The 18,808-nt window shown below is 44.9% G+C and carries 9 protein-coding genes; 5 read left to right on the plus strand and 4 right to left on the minus strand.

The features are described from left to right. Window positions 1-60: 60 nt before the first annotated feature. Window positions 61-1,281 carry an ROK family transcriptional regulator gene (locus tag ACJJIW_RS13350; protein ID WP_444912554.1) on the minus strand — a complete coding sequence of 407 codons (1,221 nt, stop codon included), beginning with the start codon at window positions 1,279-1,281 and terminating at the stop codon, window positions 61-63. Between the two features lie 246 nt (window positions 1,282-1,527). On the opposite strand from ACJJIW_RS13350, the gene ACJJIW_RS13355 reads away from it, so the two are divergent. Together ACJJIW_RS13355 and ACJJIW_RS13360 are read left to right on the plus strand one after the other, a co-directional pair. Continuing rightward, the gene (locus ACJJIW_RS13355; protein ID WP_444932672.1) at window positions 1,528-3,129 is read left to right on the plus strand and encodes a sodium:solute symporter; all 1,602 of its coding nucleotides are present in this window, start codon (window positions 1,528-1,530) and stop codon (window positions 3,127-3,129) included. A 158-nt stretch (window positions 3,130-3,287) separates the two neighbouring features. Continuing rightward, window positions 3,288-4,502, plus strand: a complete 1,215-nt coding sequence (locus tag ACJJIW_RS13360; protein ID WP_282933610.1) for a hypothetical protein — start codon at window positions 3,288-3,290, stop codon at window positions 4,500-4,502. 609 nt (window positions 4,503-5,111) lie between these two features. On the opposite strand, the gene ACJJIW_RS13365 is transcribed toward ACJJIW_RS13360, so the two are convergent. Then, window positions 5,112-8,213, minus strand: coding sequence for an efflux RND transporter permease subunit (locus tag ACJJIW_RS13365; RefSeq protein ID WP_444935428.1), 3,102 nt, complete (start codon window positions 8,211-8,213; stop codon window positions 5,112-5,114). Next, complete coding sequence (locus ACJJIW_RS13370; protein ID WP_444935429.1) at window positions 8,210-9,289, minus strand: efflux RND transporter periplasmic adaptor subunit; 1,080 nt, start codon at window positions 9,287-9,289, stop codon at window positions 8,210-8,212. Before ACJJIW_RS13370 ends, ACJJIW_RS13365 begins: the two co-directional genes overlap by 4 nt. 380 nt (window positions 9,290-9,669) lie before the next feature. Between ACJJIW_RS13370 and ACJJIW_RS13375 the strand changes: the two genes are divergently transcribed. Next, the gene (locus ACJJIW_RS13375) at window positions 9,670-10,044 is read left to right on the plus strand and encodes a hypothetical protein (protein ID WP_282933607.1); all 375 of its coding nucleotides are present in this window, start codon (window positions 9,670-9,672) and stop codon (window positions 10,042-10,044) included. Between the two features lie 99 nt (window positions 10,045-10,143). On the opposite strand, the gene ACJJIW_RS13380 is transcribed toward ACJJIW_RS13375, so the two are convergent. Continuing rightward, on the minus strand, window positions 10,144-10,443 hold the full coding sequence (locus ACJJIW_RS13380) for a DUF5992 family protein (RefSeq protein WP_444935430.1): 300 nt from the start codon (window positions 10,441-10,443) through the stop codon (window positions 10,144-10,146). A 437-nt stretch (window positions 10,444-10,880) separates the two neighbouring features. Here ACJJIW_RS13380 and ACJJIW_RS13385 point away from each other — a divergent pair, with 437 nt between their 5' ends. Beyond that, window positions 10,881-18,362 (plus strand): RHS repeat-associated core domain-containing protein, encoded by a 7,482-nt coding sequence (locus tag ACJJIW_RS13385; protein WP_444935431.1) that lies wholly within the window; start codon window positions 10,881-10,883, stop codon window positions 18,360-18,362. Continuing rightward, entirely contained in the window at window positions 18,343-18,711 is a 369-nt protein-coding gene (locus ACJJIW_RS13390) for a hypothetical protein (RefSeq protein ID WP_444894461.1), read from the plus strand. Before ACJJIW_RS13385 ends, ACJJIW_RS13390 begins: the two co-directional genes overlap by 20 nt. The last annotated feature ends 97 nt before the right edge of the window (window positions 18,712-18,808 follow it).

An 18,808-nucleotide genomic window follows, 5' to 3' on the forward strand; every position in this document is an offset into this window, starting at 1 on the left:
TTATTCTTAAGGAGCCCAGAGTTATTTTTATGCTTTTCTGGGGTTCCAATTAAGGCGCAATCAGGTAGATATTCTTCCTGGTATGCCGCCCTTTAATAGAACTGTTTTATCCGGTGCAAAAATTGAGTAAAAAGGCAAAATCGCACCGCCTGTGGCGATGGCATCGACTCCAATTTTTCCACTGACAATTTTGGGCGCAAATACGCCTGAAGGCGCCACCTGCTTTATCCTGCGAGAAATCATTTCGACCAGTTCGTCTAATAAAAAGCGGGGTAAATGCGCATCGACAATAATAGCCTCCAGGTCCAGTACGCTGTTTGCCGATAGAAATGCATAAACCAGCGCATCTGCACAGTCGTCCAGCCACTCCTGGATCTGAGGGCGGGCCTGGTCCATTACCGTTTCAAGTTCGGAAGTGCTGGTAATTTCGATGCCGCACTCTCGTAAATGTCTGCGCAGCCCAAATAGTGAAGCGCGATTGAGGAGTAGCTCAAATGCCCCTTGATTTTCAGGGGTACTGCTAAGTTTTGAGGGGGGCACTGGCAGGGAAACCAGATTGCCCGCATTGCCATGGACGCCGGTTTCCAGGCTGCCATTTAATACCAGGCCTCCACCGATAAAGGTCCCGATATAAACGTAGAGAAAATTGGATATGTCCTGGCCATTGCCAAACTGCAATTCGGCAACAGCAGCAGCGGAACAGTCGTTCTCGAAGAAGACCGGCAGATGTGTGCGCTGAGCAACTTCTTCAGCAAAATTAATTTCTTTCCACTGGGCCGCTAGTTCCTCGCTCATATTGAGCTCTTCAGTCCAGGCGCCGATAAACCAGGGCATAGCGATACCAACGCCCACTAGTTTCCCTCTGTCTTTAGCGGGTAGGGTATCAGTAAGTGCCTGGAGGCCCGATTCAATTTTTGCCAACAAAAATTCGGGCTCCGGGAATTCAAACTCGTGGCAAATCTTCTTTAGTACTGTGCCACCAAAATCCATTAGTAGCAGCTCGATATTGCGCCGTCCCACCTTGATACCGACAGAGTAAGCACCAGTAGGGTTAATAACGTACATAATCGAGGGTTGGCCTTTACCGCCCAGTCGCCGCCCCTCTCGCATTACCAGCCCTGCGCTTTCCAAATCATCGACAATTCGGGTAACCGCCTGAGCAGTGAGGTCAGTTTGGCGCGCTAGGTCGGACTTGGAGGCTGCGCCAGTCTTCCGCAGGGTCGTAAGCACCACTCGCTCGTTATAACGGCGTAAACCACTGGAATTGCTACCTTTACCCATCCGTGCCCCCTGAGATGAAACGTGATCTGATCCGGCCACTGATTGTCCGGTTCTATTGTTAAAAGTGTAACTTTAAAGCCTTTGCTTAGTCTATTGACTTCGTTGGCACTAAGATCAGGGTTTATGTAACCTATTGATTAATATGGCTTTTTTTGTTTGTTGAGGCTTAGCTTTACTTAATTAAATCACTGTGATTTAATTTTTGCCCAAGTTCAAGCAAATCATTCTAAAAATACGCTGCTAGCAGTGAACGAGGAAGTTATGCCGGTCGATTTTGGTCTCCACCCAGTCGATGCGACCATTCTGGTCGTCTATTTCGTTTTCACCATCGCCCTTGGGCTCTTCCTAAGTCGCCGCCACGATACTGCAGAGGACTACTTCCTGGCTGGGAGGAAAATGGTATGGCCCTTGATTGGCTTATCCCTGTTCGCTTCCAATATATCGAGTACCACTTTGATCGGCTTGGCCGGAGATGCTTACAGCACTGGCATAGCGGTCTTCAACTATGAGTGGATGGCGGCGGTTATCCTGGTTTTTTTTGCCGTTTTCTATCTGCCGACAATTCTTCGCTCGCGCATTTACACGATGCCGGAAATGCTTGAGCGTCGCTTTAACAGCACCGCGCGCACTTATTTTTCGGGATTGACTATTTTCCTGAATATTGTGGTTGATACTGCAGGTAGCCTCTATGCAGGGGCCCTGGTAATGAAATTGATATTTCCTGAATTACCAATTTGGACCACGATTTCAATTTTGGCGGTGATCGCGGGTATCTACACCATCTGTGGAGGTTTGGCGGCCGTTATTTATACCGACACCATTCAGGCGCTGCTGCTGATATTTGGTTCAATCCTGATCAGTATTTTTGCCCTGGATCGCGCAGGAGGTTGGGAAAATGTTGTATCCCAGGTCTCGGCGGAACAATTGAGTCTGATACGGCCCATTGGTGATTCGAGCGTACCCTGGTTGGGGCTAATTACGGGAGTCACTTTGCTGGGCTTTTATTTCTGGTGTACTAACCAATTTATGGTGCAAAGGGTACTCAGTGCAAAAGATGTTAATCACGGCCGCTGGGGAGCCTTATTTGCCGGTCTGCTCAAACTTCCCGTGCTGTTTATCATGGTTCTGCCTGGCACTATGGCGATTGTTATTTTCCCCGAGCTAGAGCGCGCAGATATGGTTTATCCCACTCTGTTATTTGAGCTGTTGCCTGTTGGTATCCTGGGGCTAGTGTTGGCAGGTTTTGTTGCTGCACTAATGTCGCAAATTGATTCCACGCTTAATTCAGCTTCCACGCTGGTGACCATGGACTTTGTGCGGAAGTTTTTTCCGGGCCTAAACCAGCACCAGTTAATGCGTGTAGGTCAGCTGGTCACCTTTATCTTTATGATACTTGCCGTACTTTGGGCACCACAGATTGAAAGTTTTGGTTCCTTATTCCAGTATCTGCAGAAGGTACTTTCCTATGCAGTTCCCCCTGTACTGGCACTTTTCCTGATCGGATTCTTTTGGCGTGGTGCTAACTCCAAGGGAGCCATAGCTACTTTGCTGTTAGGCACCTTGGGCGGTGTTGGCCTCTTTTTTGTCAATGAAGTCTTCGACTGGACAAACTTACATTTCCTCTATATTGCTCCAATTTTATTTGTCTTCTGTTCACTGGTATTGGTGATTGCCAGCCTGCTTTATCCTACTGAGATTAGCGAAGAAGCCAAATCTTTCACTTGGTCTAAAAGCGATTTTGACACTGAGACCGTATCCCTGAAAGCACAGCCACTATGGAAAAACTATCGAGTTCAGTCTGTGCTACTGCTTGTGGTTACTGCGTTGGTGGTGGGTTCGTTCTGGTAGCGCGAAGTCAGATTACTTCTATTTTTCACCCCACAGGATGGAAAACTTAAACAATAAAGGCAATACAGGAGGGTTGGACACGGACGAAGTTGACAAAAGGTTGTACTCAGATAGTTGTATCCGTTTAAAAGAATAATCTTATAAAGAAGGTGTTGACTATGAAGTATTTCGTCACAGCGATGTTAGGTTTATTGGCTTCTGTGCAGATTAGTGCAGCAGAAAATATTTTGGATCAGTACTTTAATACATCAGATAATGGTGGGACCCTAAGGTACGATACAATATTTCAGTATGGTAAGAGCGGGAATGGTAGCGATTTCGATATGTGCGATAGCTATGTTACCACCCGAATCCCTGGAGACAAGATCACCGCTATAACCAGTTTTAGCGGTGATGAGAGAATCAAAGGGTTAAAACTCGAATACTTATATGCAGGAGATGAGGAGGTTGGTAAAACCACTATCTCCGGGTATCGAAAGTTGCTTGGTGCTACCGAATATATTCAGGGTTGGCGCTTCTATAAAAAGCGCGATGGCAATATTTCCAGGATTCGAGTCTACTTGAAAGACATGGCGGATAACTCAACCCGTGATATTACCTTTGGAGGTAATAATGGCTGGTATAAGTGGGAGGAATACCATCTAAGTATTGGAACCCGGTCAGTAGTTGGGTTTGCTGGTACTGCGAGTGATAGTAAAGTTTGGAGTATCTACCCATGCGTTGCGGATCGTTTGGAGTTGGTGGAATCTGGAGTAGAGATTCACTGGGATCAGATTGTGGAAACTCCCAACAATACCAGGACATTCTTTGGTGAGAGATTGCTTGAGAACTCCGGCAGTATTGCCCAAAACGACAGTACAGAAGTCTGGTATACCGACGGGAAGAGTGAAACAGATACCTGGACTAATACTATGGGTATTTCGGTTACTGCTGGAGTTAGCTTGACCGAGGGTTACAAGGTCGGTGTTCCCGGCACTGTTGAAAATAGTGGCTCCATTACATTCAGTTTTTCTGAGACTTTTAGTGTTTCAACGACCGTTGGGGAAACATCGACCAAAAGCAACCAGGAAACTGTTAAAGATGCCATGCCATCTAATGTACCCGCCTATGGATTGATGATGGCGCGGATGATGGTGGAAAATAGCGAGGTTGAAGTTCCCTATACCACAACGGTCATGAATCCCCATAATGGTGATGAGTTCGAGTTGAAAGGAGTTATCAAAGGTTCCAGCTATTCCAATGCGCGGAAGCGCTGGGATGAAGTAGGGCGGGCCTATCCGACTCGTTATGAGATATACCAGAGTTATGCTTGGGTGATCGAGTACTATGGGTTGGAAAATGCAAGTTTGATAGATGATCCGGATATTTTCTAGATTGACATTGGTAAGAATTGACTGGCTCAAATTATAAAGAGTCAGTCAATCATATGAGATTTGGCTATTCATCCTGAAACCTGATTGAGCCTAAACGAATCCTGTCATCTTCGCATCCATAATAACTGAACCTAACAGTTTTTTGGGACATATAAGCGGAAAGTAGAAAAGACACCTTGGTGTTGTATATAGCAGATTCGTCATTAATAAGAAAAAAGGTGCTTTTACTCAAGCAGCTCACCTCTGTCTCTGGATTGACAAATCCTCTAAGTCTGACATCTACACCATTTGAGTGTACTTTCAAGTAATATATTTGCGCCTTCTCTGTCCAAGCGGCTTCACTGATAAGTGGCAGTGTAAATGGGATACTCAAAAGTAAATATTTTAGAGACTTCATCCTTGATTCCTTGCCCATTCATAAATGGTAATTAAACCCTTGCTCTCCGTGTTGGTTAACTACATCTTGTAAAACTATAGCAAATAAAGTCGCTTGAATAGGTGGCGCTCTGCGTCGTAAAGTGCTTTTCGAAGTAAGTATAAACGCCCATTCTGGCATAAAAATTATGCTTCCAGTTTGGGCGTGAATAAATTGAGGTCAAATGAGGGATATCACGCAGTAGTAGCTTCTGGCAATTTCAGGTCACTCTTTTGAGCAGTGGCAGATATTTGAGTGCTAAATAGCTTCCGTGATAGCAAGGCAGCCATAAATGCCAAGACAAATAAGGCGCTAAACACCATTCCGCCGGTAATAACCGTAGCTAGACCGCGATAGATCGCTGCGCTACTTCCGGGGTTAAGCACTAAAGGGATATTGCCAAAGATACAGGTAATTGTCGTAAGCATAATGGGGCGGACACGCAAGTTGGCAGCCATATATATCGCCTCTAATTGATTGGCACCGTTTTGCAATGATTTATGAAATTGGTTGACTAGTAGTATTGCATTATTAACTACCAATCCCATTAAGATCACAAATCCTATCATGGTTATTACATCCAAACTTTGCGGAGTAAATAGATTTAAAACTTGTAAGCTAAGCATTCCGCCTGCGAATGATAAGGGTACAGCACAGAGTACTGCTGCTGCTAACTTTGCGGACCTTTGGGCGAAATACATTAATAAGGCCAATACTGCGATAGCTGCTGCAAAAATCTTTAGAAACTCACTGAGGAACAGGTTGAGTTCATTGGCGCTACCTCTAAACTGTGTATGAAGATCATTGTAGGAACTTTCTGATAAAAACTCATTCACAGATTGATCAACATCCTCGACAAAAGACTTCATAGCAACGCCTTCGGGAGGAGTTAAGTTTATTGATGCGCTCACTTCCTGGCCGACACGAAGTATACTGGCTGGCGCTTGAGTGATTTTGGCGTCGGTCAATTCACGTAGAGGAATAAAACCGTGATTGTTAATCAGTATCTCTGTATTTAGGAGTATCTCAAGATTTTGCGGTTCTCTTGCTTTAAAGTAAAAAGGAAGAGTATTGGTCCCCGTATAGAAGTGGCCAATATATATTCCATCGGTTAAAGCCATCAGGTGATGATTTAATTCCGATATTGTAATACCTAAACGAGCTAATTGTACTAGCTTGGGTTGAAATTCAATACGAACCGCTCTATTTTGAAGTGCGCTTCCCTCTTGAATTTGCGCTTCTGGAAATTCTAAGCGTAAATGACTCATCAGCTCACTCCCTGCCATCTGTAGTCGAGATAGCTCTGCCCCTTTGATATCTAACTGGCTAATACGGTTGTTGGGTAGGGCAAACCTTAGTAAACCACCTTGCCTGAAATGTATTCGAGTCCCAATTAGTCCAAATAGAGCTTTTTCATTTAGCCAACTCTTTAGTTCTTCAAAATCCCAGTCCCCTTTTGTGTATAGATAGAGATTGCAATTATTTGGGTTGCAAATTATTCCATAGGTTGAAACTTGGTTCTCTATTTCTTCTCTATTGGCTGTGATTCTATTTACGACCCGTTCCCCAATTTCATTTTTTATGGTCTCTGTAGATAAAGGACTTTCAAAGTTGATATAAACAGAGACCATATTTTGTTTAGGGTCTGGGAGGACATCAATGTCAGGGCTGGAAAAGAAGGTAGCGATGAGTGCGACGGGTAATCCTAACAAAATCACAGTGGAGGCTAGCTTAGGATTGCTTGTAGAACGGATAGAAAGCTTCACCCACCATTCAAGCACCTTATTGATTTTAATACTACTGGATCCCTCCTCAGAAATTTCTGCTTTTCCAAGTAAGTATTTGGCCAATGAGGGTAGTATTAGTAGAGCAAACAATAGTGATGCTAATAATGCACTTGAAATTGTGAAGGCCAGATCTTGAAAAAGCTGCCCTGTTGCTGACTGCATAGCAATAATGGGCAAGAATACGATAACACTGGATATTGTAGATGAAACTAATGAGCCCGAAACTTCTTTAGTTCCCCGCGTGATACTTTCCTGAATATTTATACCCTGCTTGCGCAGTCTTTGAATGTTTTCTACGACAATAATTGCTGCATCGACCATTAGCCCGATAGAAAGTGCAATCCCTGCAAGTGAAATAACGTTCATACTTCTATTTCCAAGATACATTCCCAGAACTACCAGAGAGATACAAATGGGAATGCTTAGAAATATCAGGGTTAGAGTTCTGGGGTTACGTAAAAACCAATAAATAACCAGGCAGGCGAGTAGTGATCCCAGCAAGAGGCTTCCGTATACCAGACTGAGGGAATTCCGAATACCCGTGGAGTCATCCCGGCTTATGGCGAGCTTCATCCCCAATCGATTTAACTCTCCGTCATTTAATTCTTCTATTGTTGATTTGAGCTGGGCGATGGTTTCTAGAACATTGACATTTTCGGTAGGGCGTAGATAGAAGTATAGAGATCTATTGCCTTCAAGGGCAAAGTATAACCAATCTGAAGCTACACGCTCTTTTACCGAAGCAATATCCGAGAGTTGAATGATTTGGCTTTCTCGTGTTGCGATAGGTAACGTTGAGAGTTCCTCTAGTGGGATCTGACCCTTGAAATGAAGGGCATAATCTTTTGACCCAATTTTTAGATTTCCACCCGATCGATCTGTTAAGTTGTTTAGATTTTCGGTTATCTCACCAATGGTTAAAGAGTACCGAGTCATCTTTTCCGGGTCGAACTCAATATCGACCCGTTGGGCAGTGGGTGTGCCGGCTTCTTCAATGGACTGTACACCAGGAACTTTACTAAAGGCTGGCTTAACATGATTTATAAACGCGTCGATTAATTGAAGTTCGCTAGCCGGTTTCTCAGAATATAGGAAAAAGGATCCAAGCGTAGCCCCTGCGCCATTTGCAAAATTGAATACATCCGGTGTGCGAACTTGTGTTGGCCAATTGGGTACTTGGTTGATTTTGGAGAGGACCTCAATATACATTTGCTCCATATTTGCTTCCGAATGGAAGTCAATTACGGTCCAGGCCCAGCTACTATTAACATTGGTTTGCAATTCTATTAGGTGGCTTAGGCTGGAGAGCTCCTGTTCTAGCGGAGCAATTAGTATTTGTTCTATTTCTTCTGCGGTCTTTCCAGGCCAGGAGGTTGCGAGTGCAATTTGTGGGCGGTTAATAGATGGAAGTAGGGCATTTGGCAAATTTAGTCCAGCTATAATACCTGCAATAACTAGTGCGAAACTGCAGCTTAAAACTATTGAGCTATATTTTTCAATGGATTTCACGTGGCTGTCCTCCTGGTTGGAGAGACAGCTTGATTGGGCTCCAACCCTTCGTGGCCTTTCACCACCAATAGATCTCCTGGTTTGATCGTTGAGCGTACAATAAAGTGATTTTGAAGAGTATCTATTATTTGTATGTCTTTACTAACAATTCTTTTATCGCTATTCACGGCCCAAACTTTATATTGGTGGCCTTCGAGTAGTACTGCATCACTTGGAATCTTGGTGATAAGCTCTTGTTGGCTCATGCTCGAGAGAGAAGTCAATACTGTCATCTCAAAACGCTGTCCAACCAATAAGGACTGAAATTTCTCTCTACTCGCTTCAAAATAGAGGTTTAGGTTCTGTGTTTCCGGGTGAACTGTATAGCTGATATTTCTAAGCGCAATATCTTGTCCTTCCAGCTTAAAACTGCTATTTCGCTCTATGTCATTTTTATCTAAATGCTCTTCAGGGATGCTGCATTCAACTTGGGCCGTCGTAATGGGAAGCAGCTGCATGATTTTTTGTCCCGGATTAAGTCGTTCCCCAGGGTTGGCTTCTATACTTAATACCTGACTATCGGCTTGTGCAAAATGCTTCAGTTTTTTTAATCGGTACTCAGCTATTTTTAGCTGTTCCTCAAGTCTTTGCTTGGTTAATCTGTGGGTATCTACATCTAGTTTAAGATTGTTTAGGTGCGATGGGGATACCATATCGGATACTCGAAGCTTTACTAGTCGGCCCAGCTCTTCTTCGGCGTAATTAAGGTGGATTTTTGTAGTCTCTATATCTGTGCGGATTATTTCAATTTCTTGATTCAGGTAAAAGTCATCTTGCTTTGCCGCCAGTTCGCCTGCTCTGATAATGGAGCCTGTTGGTTTTACGTGTGTAAGCTCTGCCTCAGCATGGCTTGATATTTGGTGTAAAGGGGGCATAGCCACTGAGCAATAGACATTTGTACTAATAAATTGATTCCAGGAGTCTACCGGTTCAACTAGAACAGGAATTCTATCCGTGGCAAATAGTTTTGAGCTAGACAAAAGTATTGTTAGGGAGAGTTTAAGAGTAACCGTATATTTAGAAGTGATATTTCTCATCCTAAGGCCCTGAATAAAATTATTTTCATGTCTCAAGGTGTTGCACAATTTTCTGGTTAGAATATATACGATCCGTTGCCGCCTGAAAGCCTATGCTTGCCATTAAGATATATTTGAGATGCTTTATACACAATTCGCGTTCGATAATATGAGAATCAGAAGGGATGAATGGTTTTCTTTAATTTAAACGGTTGAGTCAGAACGATTGGTTTCAATTTAGGAGGTGTATATTTTGAATATTGATTTAGGTTTGCTGGGGTTATATTGAAGGTGTGATTTGAGGTTTTGATAGACTAATTGCACATTGGTTCCAATTGGGGGGGTGGTGTCCACTTCGGATATTGTTACAATTGCTGGCTTTACATTGAGGAGATTTGATTATGGGTTTTAAGAATATTTGGATGGTGGGTGGTCTACTTCCAGTATTGCTGTTTTCTTCTGCGAACTCTGCATCAAGTAGTATTTATTGTGTTGGTAAAGTTGAAGATTGGGATGTTACTAAGGCAGGCTATTTTTACGTGGATGGCGATTGGAATAGCTCTGATGAATCACAGCGAATGTGTAATGTCACAGCGGAGTATGATGGGGTTAGCGTTGAGGTTTGCAACGTTTGGGTTTCTGCGATAATGGCTGCTACCGTTGCACAGAAAACAGTAAAGGTTAAATATTTAGATGTAAATAGTTGCAGTGCCGATGATCTGGGTACCTGGTCAGATACCGTTGCGACGCCAGAATATATTCGTTCTTACAAATAAGTAGGTAGTATTTGAGCGGGGGGTTGTAGGCAAGCCCTTCTAATTTGAGCCCTAATAATTAATTAGGGCTCAAATTTCTTAAATTGGGCTCTGGGGTTACTAGTCAAGGATATCAATAGATGTGGCTGATTCGCAATCGCTGGTGTCATCTGCCCAAACATCTATTTTGCTATTAGAGACCAATGCAGCGGTTAATGCTGAGTAAGCTCTGTTCATTGCATCAATATTGCCATCACCATTAATAAGGGCTGAATCGAGCTTGATTCGTGAGTCCACGCAAATACCTGTTTCGCCTGACAAATCTTTGGTTGTGGTTATGCTCTGGACGGTAAACTCAGAATCGGCGACTGTTATTGCTGGTGTAAATAATAGGAAGCCTGGGGCAACTTCCAACTTCATGATTTCGCCAGCAGGTTTTGAGGTGGTTATATAATATGGCTCTTAGGTTTTCTGGGCCTATTAGGGGAATAAAGATACCCATAGAGCCTAAGATATCAGATTTCTCATACTGCTTTAAAGAATATTAGCTGGCGTAGGGGTTGTTATTTCAGCGCATCTCATCTAGGTAGTCATGATAGAGTTCGCTGCACCTTTTAACTATAGACTTCCGCTTTTGAGACATAATTTTTATGTATAGCAGGGCGGTCAATTTTTGTACTTAATTAATAGAACTCTACCTGATAGTTTGGTAGGATCGCGGCGTTTTCTGTATGTCGGGCAAGAACGCTTAATTTTGTGATGCTGATACCGCTAAATATTGGGCTTACATAAATAAGGCTGTATTAAAGCATCGAATCATCACTAGGCGCTAAATTTGATCGGGGTTTGGGGGAGTAGTGAGAGATTTTGTTTCAATGGTAGAGTTCGGTCGGGTATCGGCTGGCCGGTTAGTTCAGTTGGTGTTAATAATGTGCTTGATGGCAGTCTCAGCGATTGCAAATGCACAATACTATATTTATGCCCCATCACAATCCTCAAGTGGCAGCTATACGGTTAAAGTAAACTGGGGATATATAGAACATATAACGATCAAGGAGTCAAAGCAGGGTGAGGGGCAAATCCGGGAAGTAACCCTTGCTTATGGCGAAGATCTTGACGTGAGTGGCTATAGTGAGGGTGTTTACACCTATCTGGCTACAGTTAAGCTGATAGATGAAACAAATACCGGTAGGGATGTCACTTACACGGATAGCACTGAAGTACTCAAAGCCTTGTCATCCCCCTCCAGTGCTTCTATTAGCGATTCCGCAGGTACGCTCGGCGATACAATTGATCTCACTTGGAGTGCGGTTTCTGGCGCAGATTACTACGATATAGAGTTTCGAGTGGATTCTGGCGTATGGCAGGATCTAGATGAGGTGGATTCTGATCAGCCTAAATCTCTGAGTGTTGAGCTGCTACACGCAGGGTCGGTAGAATTTCAGGTACAGGCGTGTAAATTTAGTAATTACGGCACTGGGAATTATATCTGTAGTAGCGGTGAGGAGTCTGAGGCAATTGATGTCTCTTTGCCTATATCTGCTCTAGATTTCTCATTGGATAACTACGGTTATGCCGTCTTTGTTGATGACTATAACAGTGACGGTTTCTTGGATTATCACTTTTACAGTAGTGAAAGGCTTCTCATTTTACATGGTGACATTGCCACTCCTATTACGTTGCCCCCCAATCCAATCTTTACTATTTATGGTTCCGAGCCTAGAACTTGGTTTGATGGGGATACCCATTATCTGGAATATGAAAATATTTCTGAAGTCCTATTGGCTGACGCGGTCCAACTAACCTTCGGAACTGATTACCTGGTAGGTGATTTTGATAACGATGGACAGGTTGATTTCCTGTTCCGTGGTGAATCAGATGGGGAATTGCCATTCATTGTTTATGGTATTAATCAGTTCAGCTACCCCTCTGCAGCTGACGATATTGAAAATGAAACCTTGGCAGGGTTGGTTAATGATCGTAGTAATAGTATTTACATTGACGATGTAGGTGGTAATGGATCAGATGACCTTATTATTGATTCTGGAAGTAGTCTAATAGCAGATACCGCCTACTTATCAGTTTCTGGCATGCCTACCACAGAAACTGAGCTTATTGAGCCTGAGCTGGAAAATGCAAATATTGCTGGTAGTCTCTCAGGTACTGCAGCCGTCTCCCCTTCTGGGGCTGCAACCTATAATTTGCAGCTAGAACTTCCTCAAGGTTCAGGTGGCCATACTCCCGAACTGTCCCTTGGCTATTCTAGCCAAGGTAGAAATGGCTTAATGGGGTTAGGTTGGGGAATCTCAGGCCTTTCTGTTATCCGTTATTGCCATCGGACCTTAGTGCATGATGACTCAGAGGTGCTGCTTGGTGAAAAAGATCGCTTCTGTGTGGATGGACAGCGTTTGGTTGTTACTAGTGGTAGCTACGGATCTGTTAATTCTACTTATGCGACTGAACTAAATAGCTTCCGCACCTTTAAGGCTACTGGCAGCGGCAGTATTACAGGATTTGAGGTAACGACCAAAGGTGGTGAGACCGCTTACTACATAGTTAACAGTGGGGGCGACTCATTTGTCCTCGATAAGCTTTACGATAGTTCGGGCAATAACGCCATAGAATACTATTACATAGAAGATAGTAATGGCTTCAGGATTGACCGCATAGAGTATGCTTTTGGCACTGGCTCTGAAGCAAATGCAGTTATTCAGTTTGAATACGAGAGTCGCTTGGACTTTGTTCCCGAGAACCTCATGGTGGGTGATTACCCATTGAAACGCCGCCTTAAGGCGATCTCTATTACTAATAATGACGCTAGTTTCAGGGAGTATAACCTTGGCTACTTATATGAATCGCCAAGCACTGAAAACCCTCCCCTAAGTCGCCTATACAGTATTCAACAGTGTGTTGGGAATAGTTGTTCAGAGGCAACGACTTTTGACTGGCAGGTAGTCGACGCCCTTGGATTTAGTTCCACAGAATATACAACCATGAAGTTCCATTCCAATGCCAACAGGTTCCAGCCTGGGCGTGTTGCTGACTTGAATGGCGATGGAATGGACGATTATATTTGGTTCTATAAGAACAGTGATGAAGAGCGATACCTACAGGTTGCTTTGTCAGATGGCGAGAAGTGGGATGTTCAGGACACCAACCACTCAATAAGAGCCTATTACTACCTGCGTTATGACTGGAATCTGTTGGATTACGATGGTGATGGTCAATTAGATTTCATTCATCGGCAGAGTGATAACAGTTGGGCTGTGAGGCTGTTTGACGGCACTAAATTTTCTTCGACGGCAACAGAGATCATTCCTTCTGGAGCGGGTACTCAAAGTGTCTTATCTGATATTACCGGTGACGGCTTAGGTGATCTTATTATCAGGGATACCGATAAAAAGGGTATCAGTTTCTATTACGCTCAAAGAGGGCAAAACGGGGTGGTTTCTTATCCGACCAGCCCTAGTAAATCTATTGCCATAACGGATAGCTCAAATCAGGATTGTAATTCTTCTGTAGAGGTTGGCGATTTACACTCTATGGAAGTTATTGATTCCGATGGGGATGGTCGCACAGAATTCCTAGTACCTGTTATTTATAAGTGTGATAAAACCTATAGGGGTTGGAGAACAGTTACTCTCTCATCGAGTTCATTTTCAGGTTTCAACTGGGAGCAGGCGAACACCCATAATTATATCTGGCTTCCAGCAGACCTTAATCATGATGGCCTGACGGATATGATCCTGAAGGATGAAAATGATGATTGGTATTATACCTTGTCGGATGACGGTGATTTAGATAACTACATTGCCTTGTCAGAAGTGACAGGGAAAAAGGTTCAGCTGGTTGATTTCAATCATGATGGGTTTCTAGATATCGTTTGGCCTGGAGACCAGTTAAAAGTTAAGTTGTGGAATGGCAGCGGCTTTGATGGCGTTATTGAAACAAGTATATCGGCTGGCTCTGGTGATAGTATTCACGCAACTTACGCCGATATAAATGGAGATGGATTCCAGGAGTACGCGCGAATTTATGATGGTGAAAGCAATCACTACGTGAACTTTTATGCGCCAAATGCTTCATATTCGGCTAACAATGTTATTAAAGCGGTAAATGGTGGCTTGGGCGAAGAATCCACTTTCACATATAAGCCGTTAACGGATACGAGTGTTTATGTAAAAGGGCAGGGAGCTGCGCTGCTCGATTACGAGTCTCCCGTATTTGATATTGGTGGAACCAGCTACATAGTCTCTCAGCTTGAGTTTTCCATGCCCACGGCTTCCAGCGCCAATAATACTGAGCAACTTACCTATAACTATGAAGGCCTGCGCTTCCAGGGTGGCGGTCGCGGTAGTTTGGGTTTTGAGAAAATAACCACGACAGATAGCCGCACAGGGTATACCACAACAACTTTCGCTCAAGAATTTCCCTATATCGGGATGCCTTTGAGTGTTAAGAGGTACACACCTCAAGGTAAGCTGCTCTATAGTCAAGCCAATACGCTCGCCAAGCGTGGAAGCTCTACAGCGCCCTATTGGCCGTATACCGAAGAATCTACAGAAGTTTTCTACTTGCTCAAGAGTGATGGCGCTGCCGCAGGTAGTAAGTACAAAACCGTGGTTACTGAAAACACTTATGATGATTATGGCAATCTCGAAGAGTCCACGGTAAGTACCAAAAATGCTGCAGGTGGTGTAGTACAAAAAGTTGTTCAAGAGAATGGGTTCGATGGGGAGACCTGGTACCGAGAAAAAGGACGGGTTACCAGTACTAAAATTACCACTACTCGCGGCAGTGATGTAGAGACTCGAGAAGTATCTTTTGAGTATTACCCGGAGGGCGGAAGTCAGTATGGCTTACTAAAAGCAGAGCATATTGAGCCCGAATACAGTGGTGAGGACGCCGCTGAAATTAAGCTGTCGACGACCTACACCTACGACGATTATGCAAATCGGTTAAGCACAACTAAAAAAGCAACTGAGCAAGCTTCAGAGCCGAGTCGTACAAGCTACTCAGAATATGATGCGGATAAGCGCTACGTCGATAAGGTAAGGGATTCTGATAATCGCTTGCTCTCTGACGTGGTGAGTCGCGATGATATGGGGCTGCCCACCAAGACCCGAACTTACCTGGATGCCTCGGCTTCTAGCTATGTAACCACGACCTACGAATATGATGCCTTTGGCCGTGAAACTTACAGGGCGACTGACGGTGCTCCCTCGGTAACTACCGAATATGGAATCTGTAGTGGTTCAAAGTGTAGTCATAGCGATGCGGCCACCTATGTGTTGACCACCAGTGAAACAGGGGCTTATTCCACGACCTATTTCGATATGCTGGGCCGCCAGTTGCGCCAGGAATCCACTGGCCTCACCCAAAGCCAGATTATTGTTACCGATACGGAATACGATGAACTGGGCCGGGTTGAGCGACAAAGTGAACCTTATACCAAGGGCACCGTGGCCGAATACTGGACAACCAATTACTACGACCTGAACTCCAGAATCACCTCTGTAGAGCTGCCAGATAGCAATACAGTGAGTAATTCCGAGCTGACGCTGGAAAATAATCTGGTGGTGGCTACCAGCACCAACCCAGGTAGCCAGAATCGCACGGAAAAAACCAACGTCTTGGGTGAAGCGGTTTATATCCTGGATCACTACCAAGGCACGGTGGAATATCAGTATGACCCGGTAGGAAATGTGACTGAGGTTATCAGTCACGGCCGCTCCAGTGAAAACCTGGGTATTACCATTACCGCCAAATATGATGCCCGTGGCCGCAAAGTGGCCATGTCCGACCCGGATAAGGGTGACTGGACTTACACCTACAATGCGTTTGGTGAGCTGGTTGAACAGGAAGATGGCAAACAACAGCGCACAGTAACGGAGTACGATCACTACGGCCGCCCACTGCGTCGTACCGACTACACGGCCGCCGGCAGCGAAGAGGGTCATACTCGCTGGTACTACGACGATAAAGATGCTGCTGGTGTTTCGGTTGCCAATGCGCTCGGCAAAGTGACCGCTGTCGTCATGTCAGCAAGTGCCAATGATGAGCAGTGCTACACTGGCACCTCCCACTATTGTGCGATCTATTCATATAACTCCCTGGGGCAGCAGACCGCAGTAGCAACGGGCCTCGGCACTGTGGGGAATGAAGAGTTTTTCGCCTCAAGTGTGGGGTACGACAGCTTCGGCCGTCCCCAGTATCAGTACGATGTTTTGGATGGCGAAGTGTCCAATGGTGCAAACGGTATCACCAGTGGTATCCAGGAGCACTACACCAATACTGGCGCTTTGGAATATGTCACCGACCTGAATACCGGGCGTGAAGTTTACCGGGTGCTCAGCTCCAATAGCCGTGGCCAGGTAACGGACTTTGATATCAATAGCGGCGGTGTTCGTATTAGTAATGGCTACGATAGCGCCACTGGACGCCTGTTGTCGCAAAAGGCCGATAACTCCGCATCTGCGACTACCGTTCAGCAAATGGCTTACGGTTGGGATGCCGTGGGTAATCTGGTAAGCCGCAACAACCAGCGCACCGGCAAGAAGGAATCCTTCTGCTACGACAACCTCAACCGCCTGTTGCAGGTTAATGCCAATACCACCAGCACCAGTAGCTGTAACTCCGACGCTACTGACACCCAGTATCAATACGACAGTATCGGCAATATCCTCAGCAAAGATGGTGCCGCTTATCTGTATGAAAGTGCCAAGCCCCACGCAGTTACCAAAGCGGCCGGGGTGGATTACGCCTACAACGATAGCAATGGCAACCTGACTTCCGACAGCACCGGCAGGGCGTTCACCTACACCACTTTCGATAAGCCGTCCCTGATTACCAATACCCAGAGTGGTGACAGCACCGCCTTTACCTATGGCCCGGATCGCGCCCGCTATCAGCGTGTTGATACCCGCTCCGATGGTGAGGTGGTTACGACTCTCTATCTGGGGGGCGTAGAGCGGATACATTATCAATCTGAAGGAAGCTACCACTGGAAGCGTTACCTGCCCGGCGGTGCCGTATTTACCTACGAAACCAACGGCGCCTATGAGCAGCAATCGCTAACGGAACGCTACCTGCTCACAGACCATATTGGCTCAACCGATGTGGTGCTGGATGAAAATGGCAGTGTGCTCGAAAGCCAGAGTATGGCCTTCGATCCCTGGGGTAAGCGCCGCGATAGCGATTGGGATTCCCTGGAGATCAGTGACCTGATTGGCAGCAGTTACCAGCTGATGGATAGCCTGAATGAGGTCACCACTCACGGCTTTACCGGCCACGAGATGGTGGACGCCCTCGGCATTATTCATATGAATGGCCGTATCTACGATCCCAACCTGGGCCGCTTCCTGCAAGCGGACCCGATGATTGATGGAGTTGAGGATACCCAGGGCTATAACCGCTATAGCTATGTAAAAGGCAACCCGCTGACCTTGACTGACCCTACTGGTTACTATAGCTGGGGAGACTTTAAAAAGGATACTAAAGAGGTCTGGGATAGTATTACTCGTAGGGGTGTTCAGGTGGGTACCGATTCGAATGGCAATTATAGTTTTAGCATCGGCCAGAATCCGGACCATGCGGGTTTCTGGGCTCCACAGGGCGCAGGTGGTGCCCAGGCACCAGAGGGGGCTTCTTCTGCGACCTTTGCCAGGGATAACAACGATAGTGTTGAATTTTATGAGTATTCGGCACAGGGGCGTGGAGGTTTTGACTCAACTGTTAGTGAAGAAGCTCTACTTTACCTAATCAAGTCTTATGGTCTAGACGGTCGTATAGGTGAGGGAGATGCGCCAGTCGGGCGTCCAGCTGGGTTAAGTGGTGAAGAAAGAGCTGCGCTAGATGCGAAAATTTCAGATCTCAACAAATACGCAGGAAAGGGCTTTCAGGGTACTCCTGATGCTGTGGCAAAATGGCTGCATGCCAATGCTTATCAGCTATCTGTAGATTATGGTGTTGAGCTAGGCGCGGCCATCAGAGTTTATGACAATAAAGAATTTGGCTTTAAGGAAATAACAACCGACTATTATGCAAATAAAGTTGACATTGGCACAAAGACTCCATGGCGAGCGGGGTATAGAGGTAGGTGGCATACACACCCAGAGTCAAGTAACACTTTTTGGGAGTGGGATGTTTATCCGAATTTGACAAATGCAACAAATGGTTACTTGTCCAGTCAGGCTGGGCTAGAGAAGTTTGACTATAAAAAGATGAGTGACTCAATGCAAAGTCAACTAGGCGTTCTGATGACCAGCAAGCAAATTAAACAATTTAAATATAAAGTGATGAAATCAAGAGGGGAGCCGTATGTTTACAAGATTAACTAGCGTTTTACTCTTTTTTCTTATATCTGTCAGTGCTTTTGGCCTGGATATAATGACGGATGAGGTTAGTTTCATACAACTTGCCGCCTCTCCTGAAAAGTATAAAGGCAGAACTATAGAAATAGCCGGTGTTTTAAGTATTGGTGAGAGCGGCCGTGGGTATATTTTTATGTCAATAGAGCAGTATGAAAATCTTGTCATACCTAATGCTATCCGGGTTATTGTGAGCGAGGAGTCTCGGGAAGATATTGAGGAGGGGCAATATGTGCGGATTACAGGTGAACCTGTAGTAGATGAAAAGGGAAATTTACTTTATTTCAATAATGGAAGAGATATAGGGCCTATTCTTTGAATGAACAAATCTAGATATTTATAGATAAGAGAAAGGCGCTGGCAGTATTACTGGCGCCGATCTTTAGCGGTAATTTCTTTTACTTTAGATCTAAGCA

The sequence above is a fragment of the Microbulbifer maximicatervae (SeqCode) genome, assembly GCF_052467815.1.

Bases quoted from the DNA above. Each gene is read 5' to 3' on its own strand.
- ACJJIW_RS13350 (WP_444912554.1), bottom strand. From the start codon at position 1,281: ATGGGTAAAGGTAGCAATTCCAGTGGTTTACGCCGTTATAACGAGCGA.
- ACJJIW_RS13360 (WP_282933610.1), top strand. From the start codon at position 3,288: ATGAAGTATTTCGTCACAGCGATGTTAGGTTTATTGGCTTCTGTGCAG.
- ACJJIW_RS13370 (WP_444935429.1), bottom strand. From the start codon at position 9,289: ATGAGAAATATCACTTCTAAATATACGGTTACTCTTAAACTCTCCCTA.
- ACJJIW_RS13375 (WP_282933607.1), top strand. From the start codon at position 9,670: ATGGGTTTTAAGAATATTTGGATGGTGGGTGGTCTACTTCCAGTATTG.
- ACJJIW_RS13380 (WP_444935430.1), bottom strand. From the start codon at position 10,443: ATGAAGTTGGAAGTTGCCCCAGGCTTCCTATTATTTACACCAGCAATA.
- ACJJIW_RS13390 (WP_444894461.1), top strand. From the start codon at position 18,343: ATGTTTACAAGATTAACTAGCGTTTTACTCTTTTTTCTTATATCTGTC.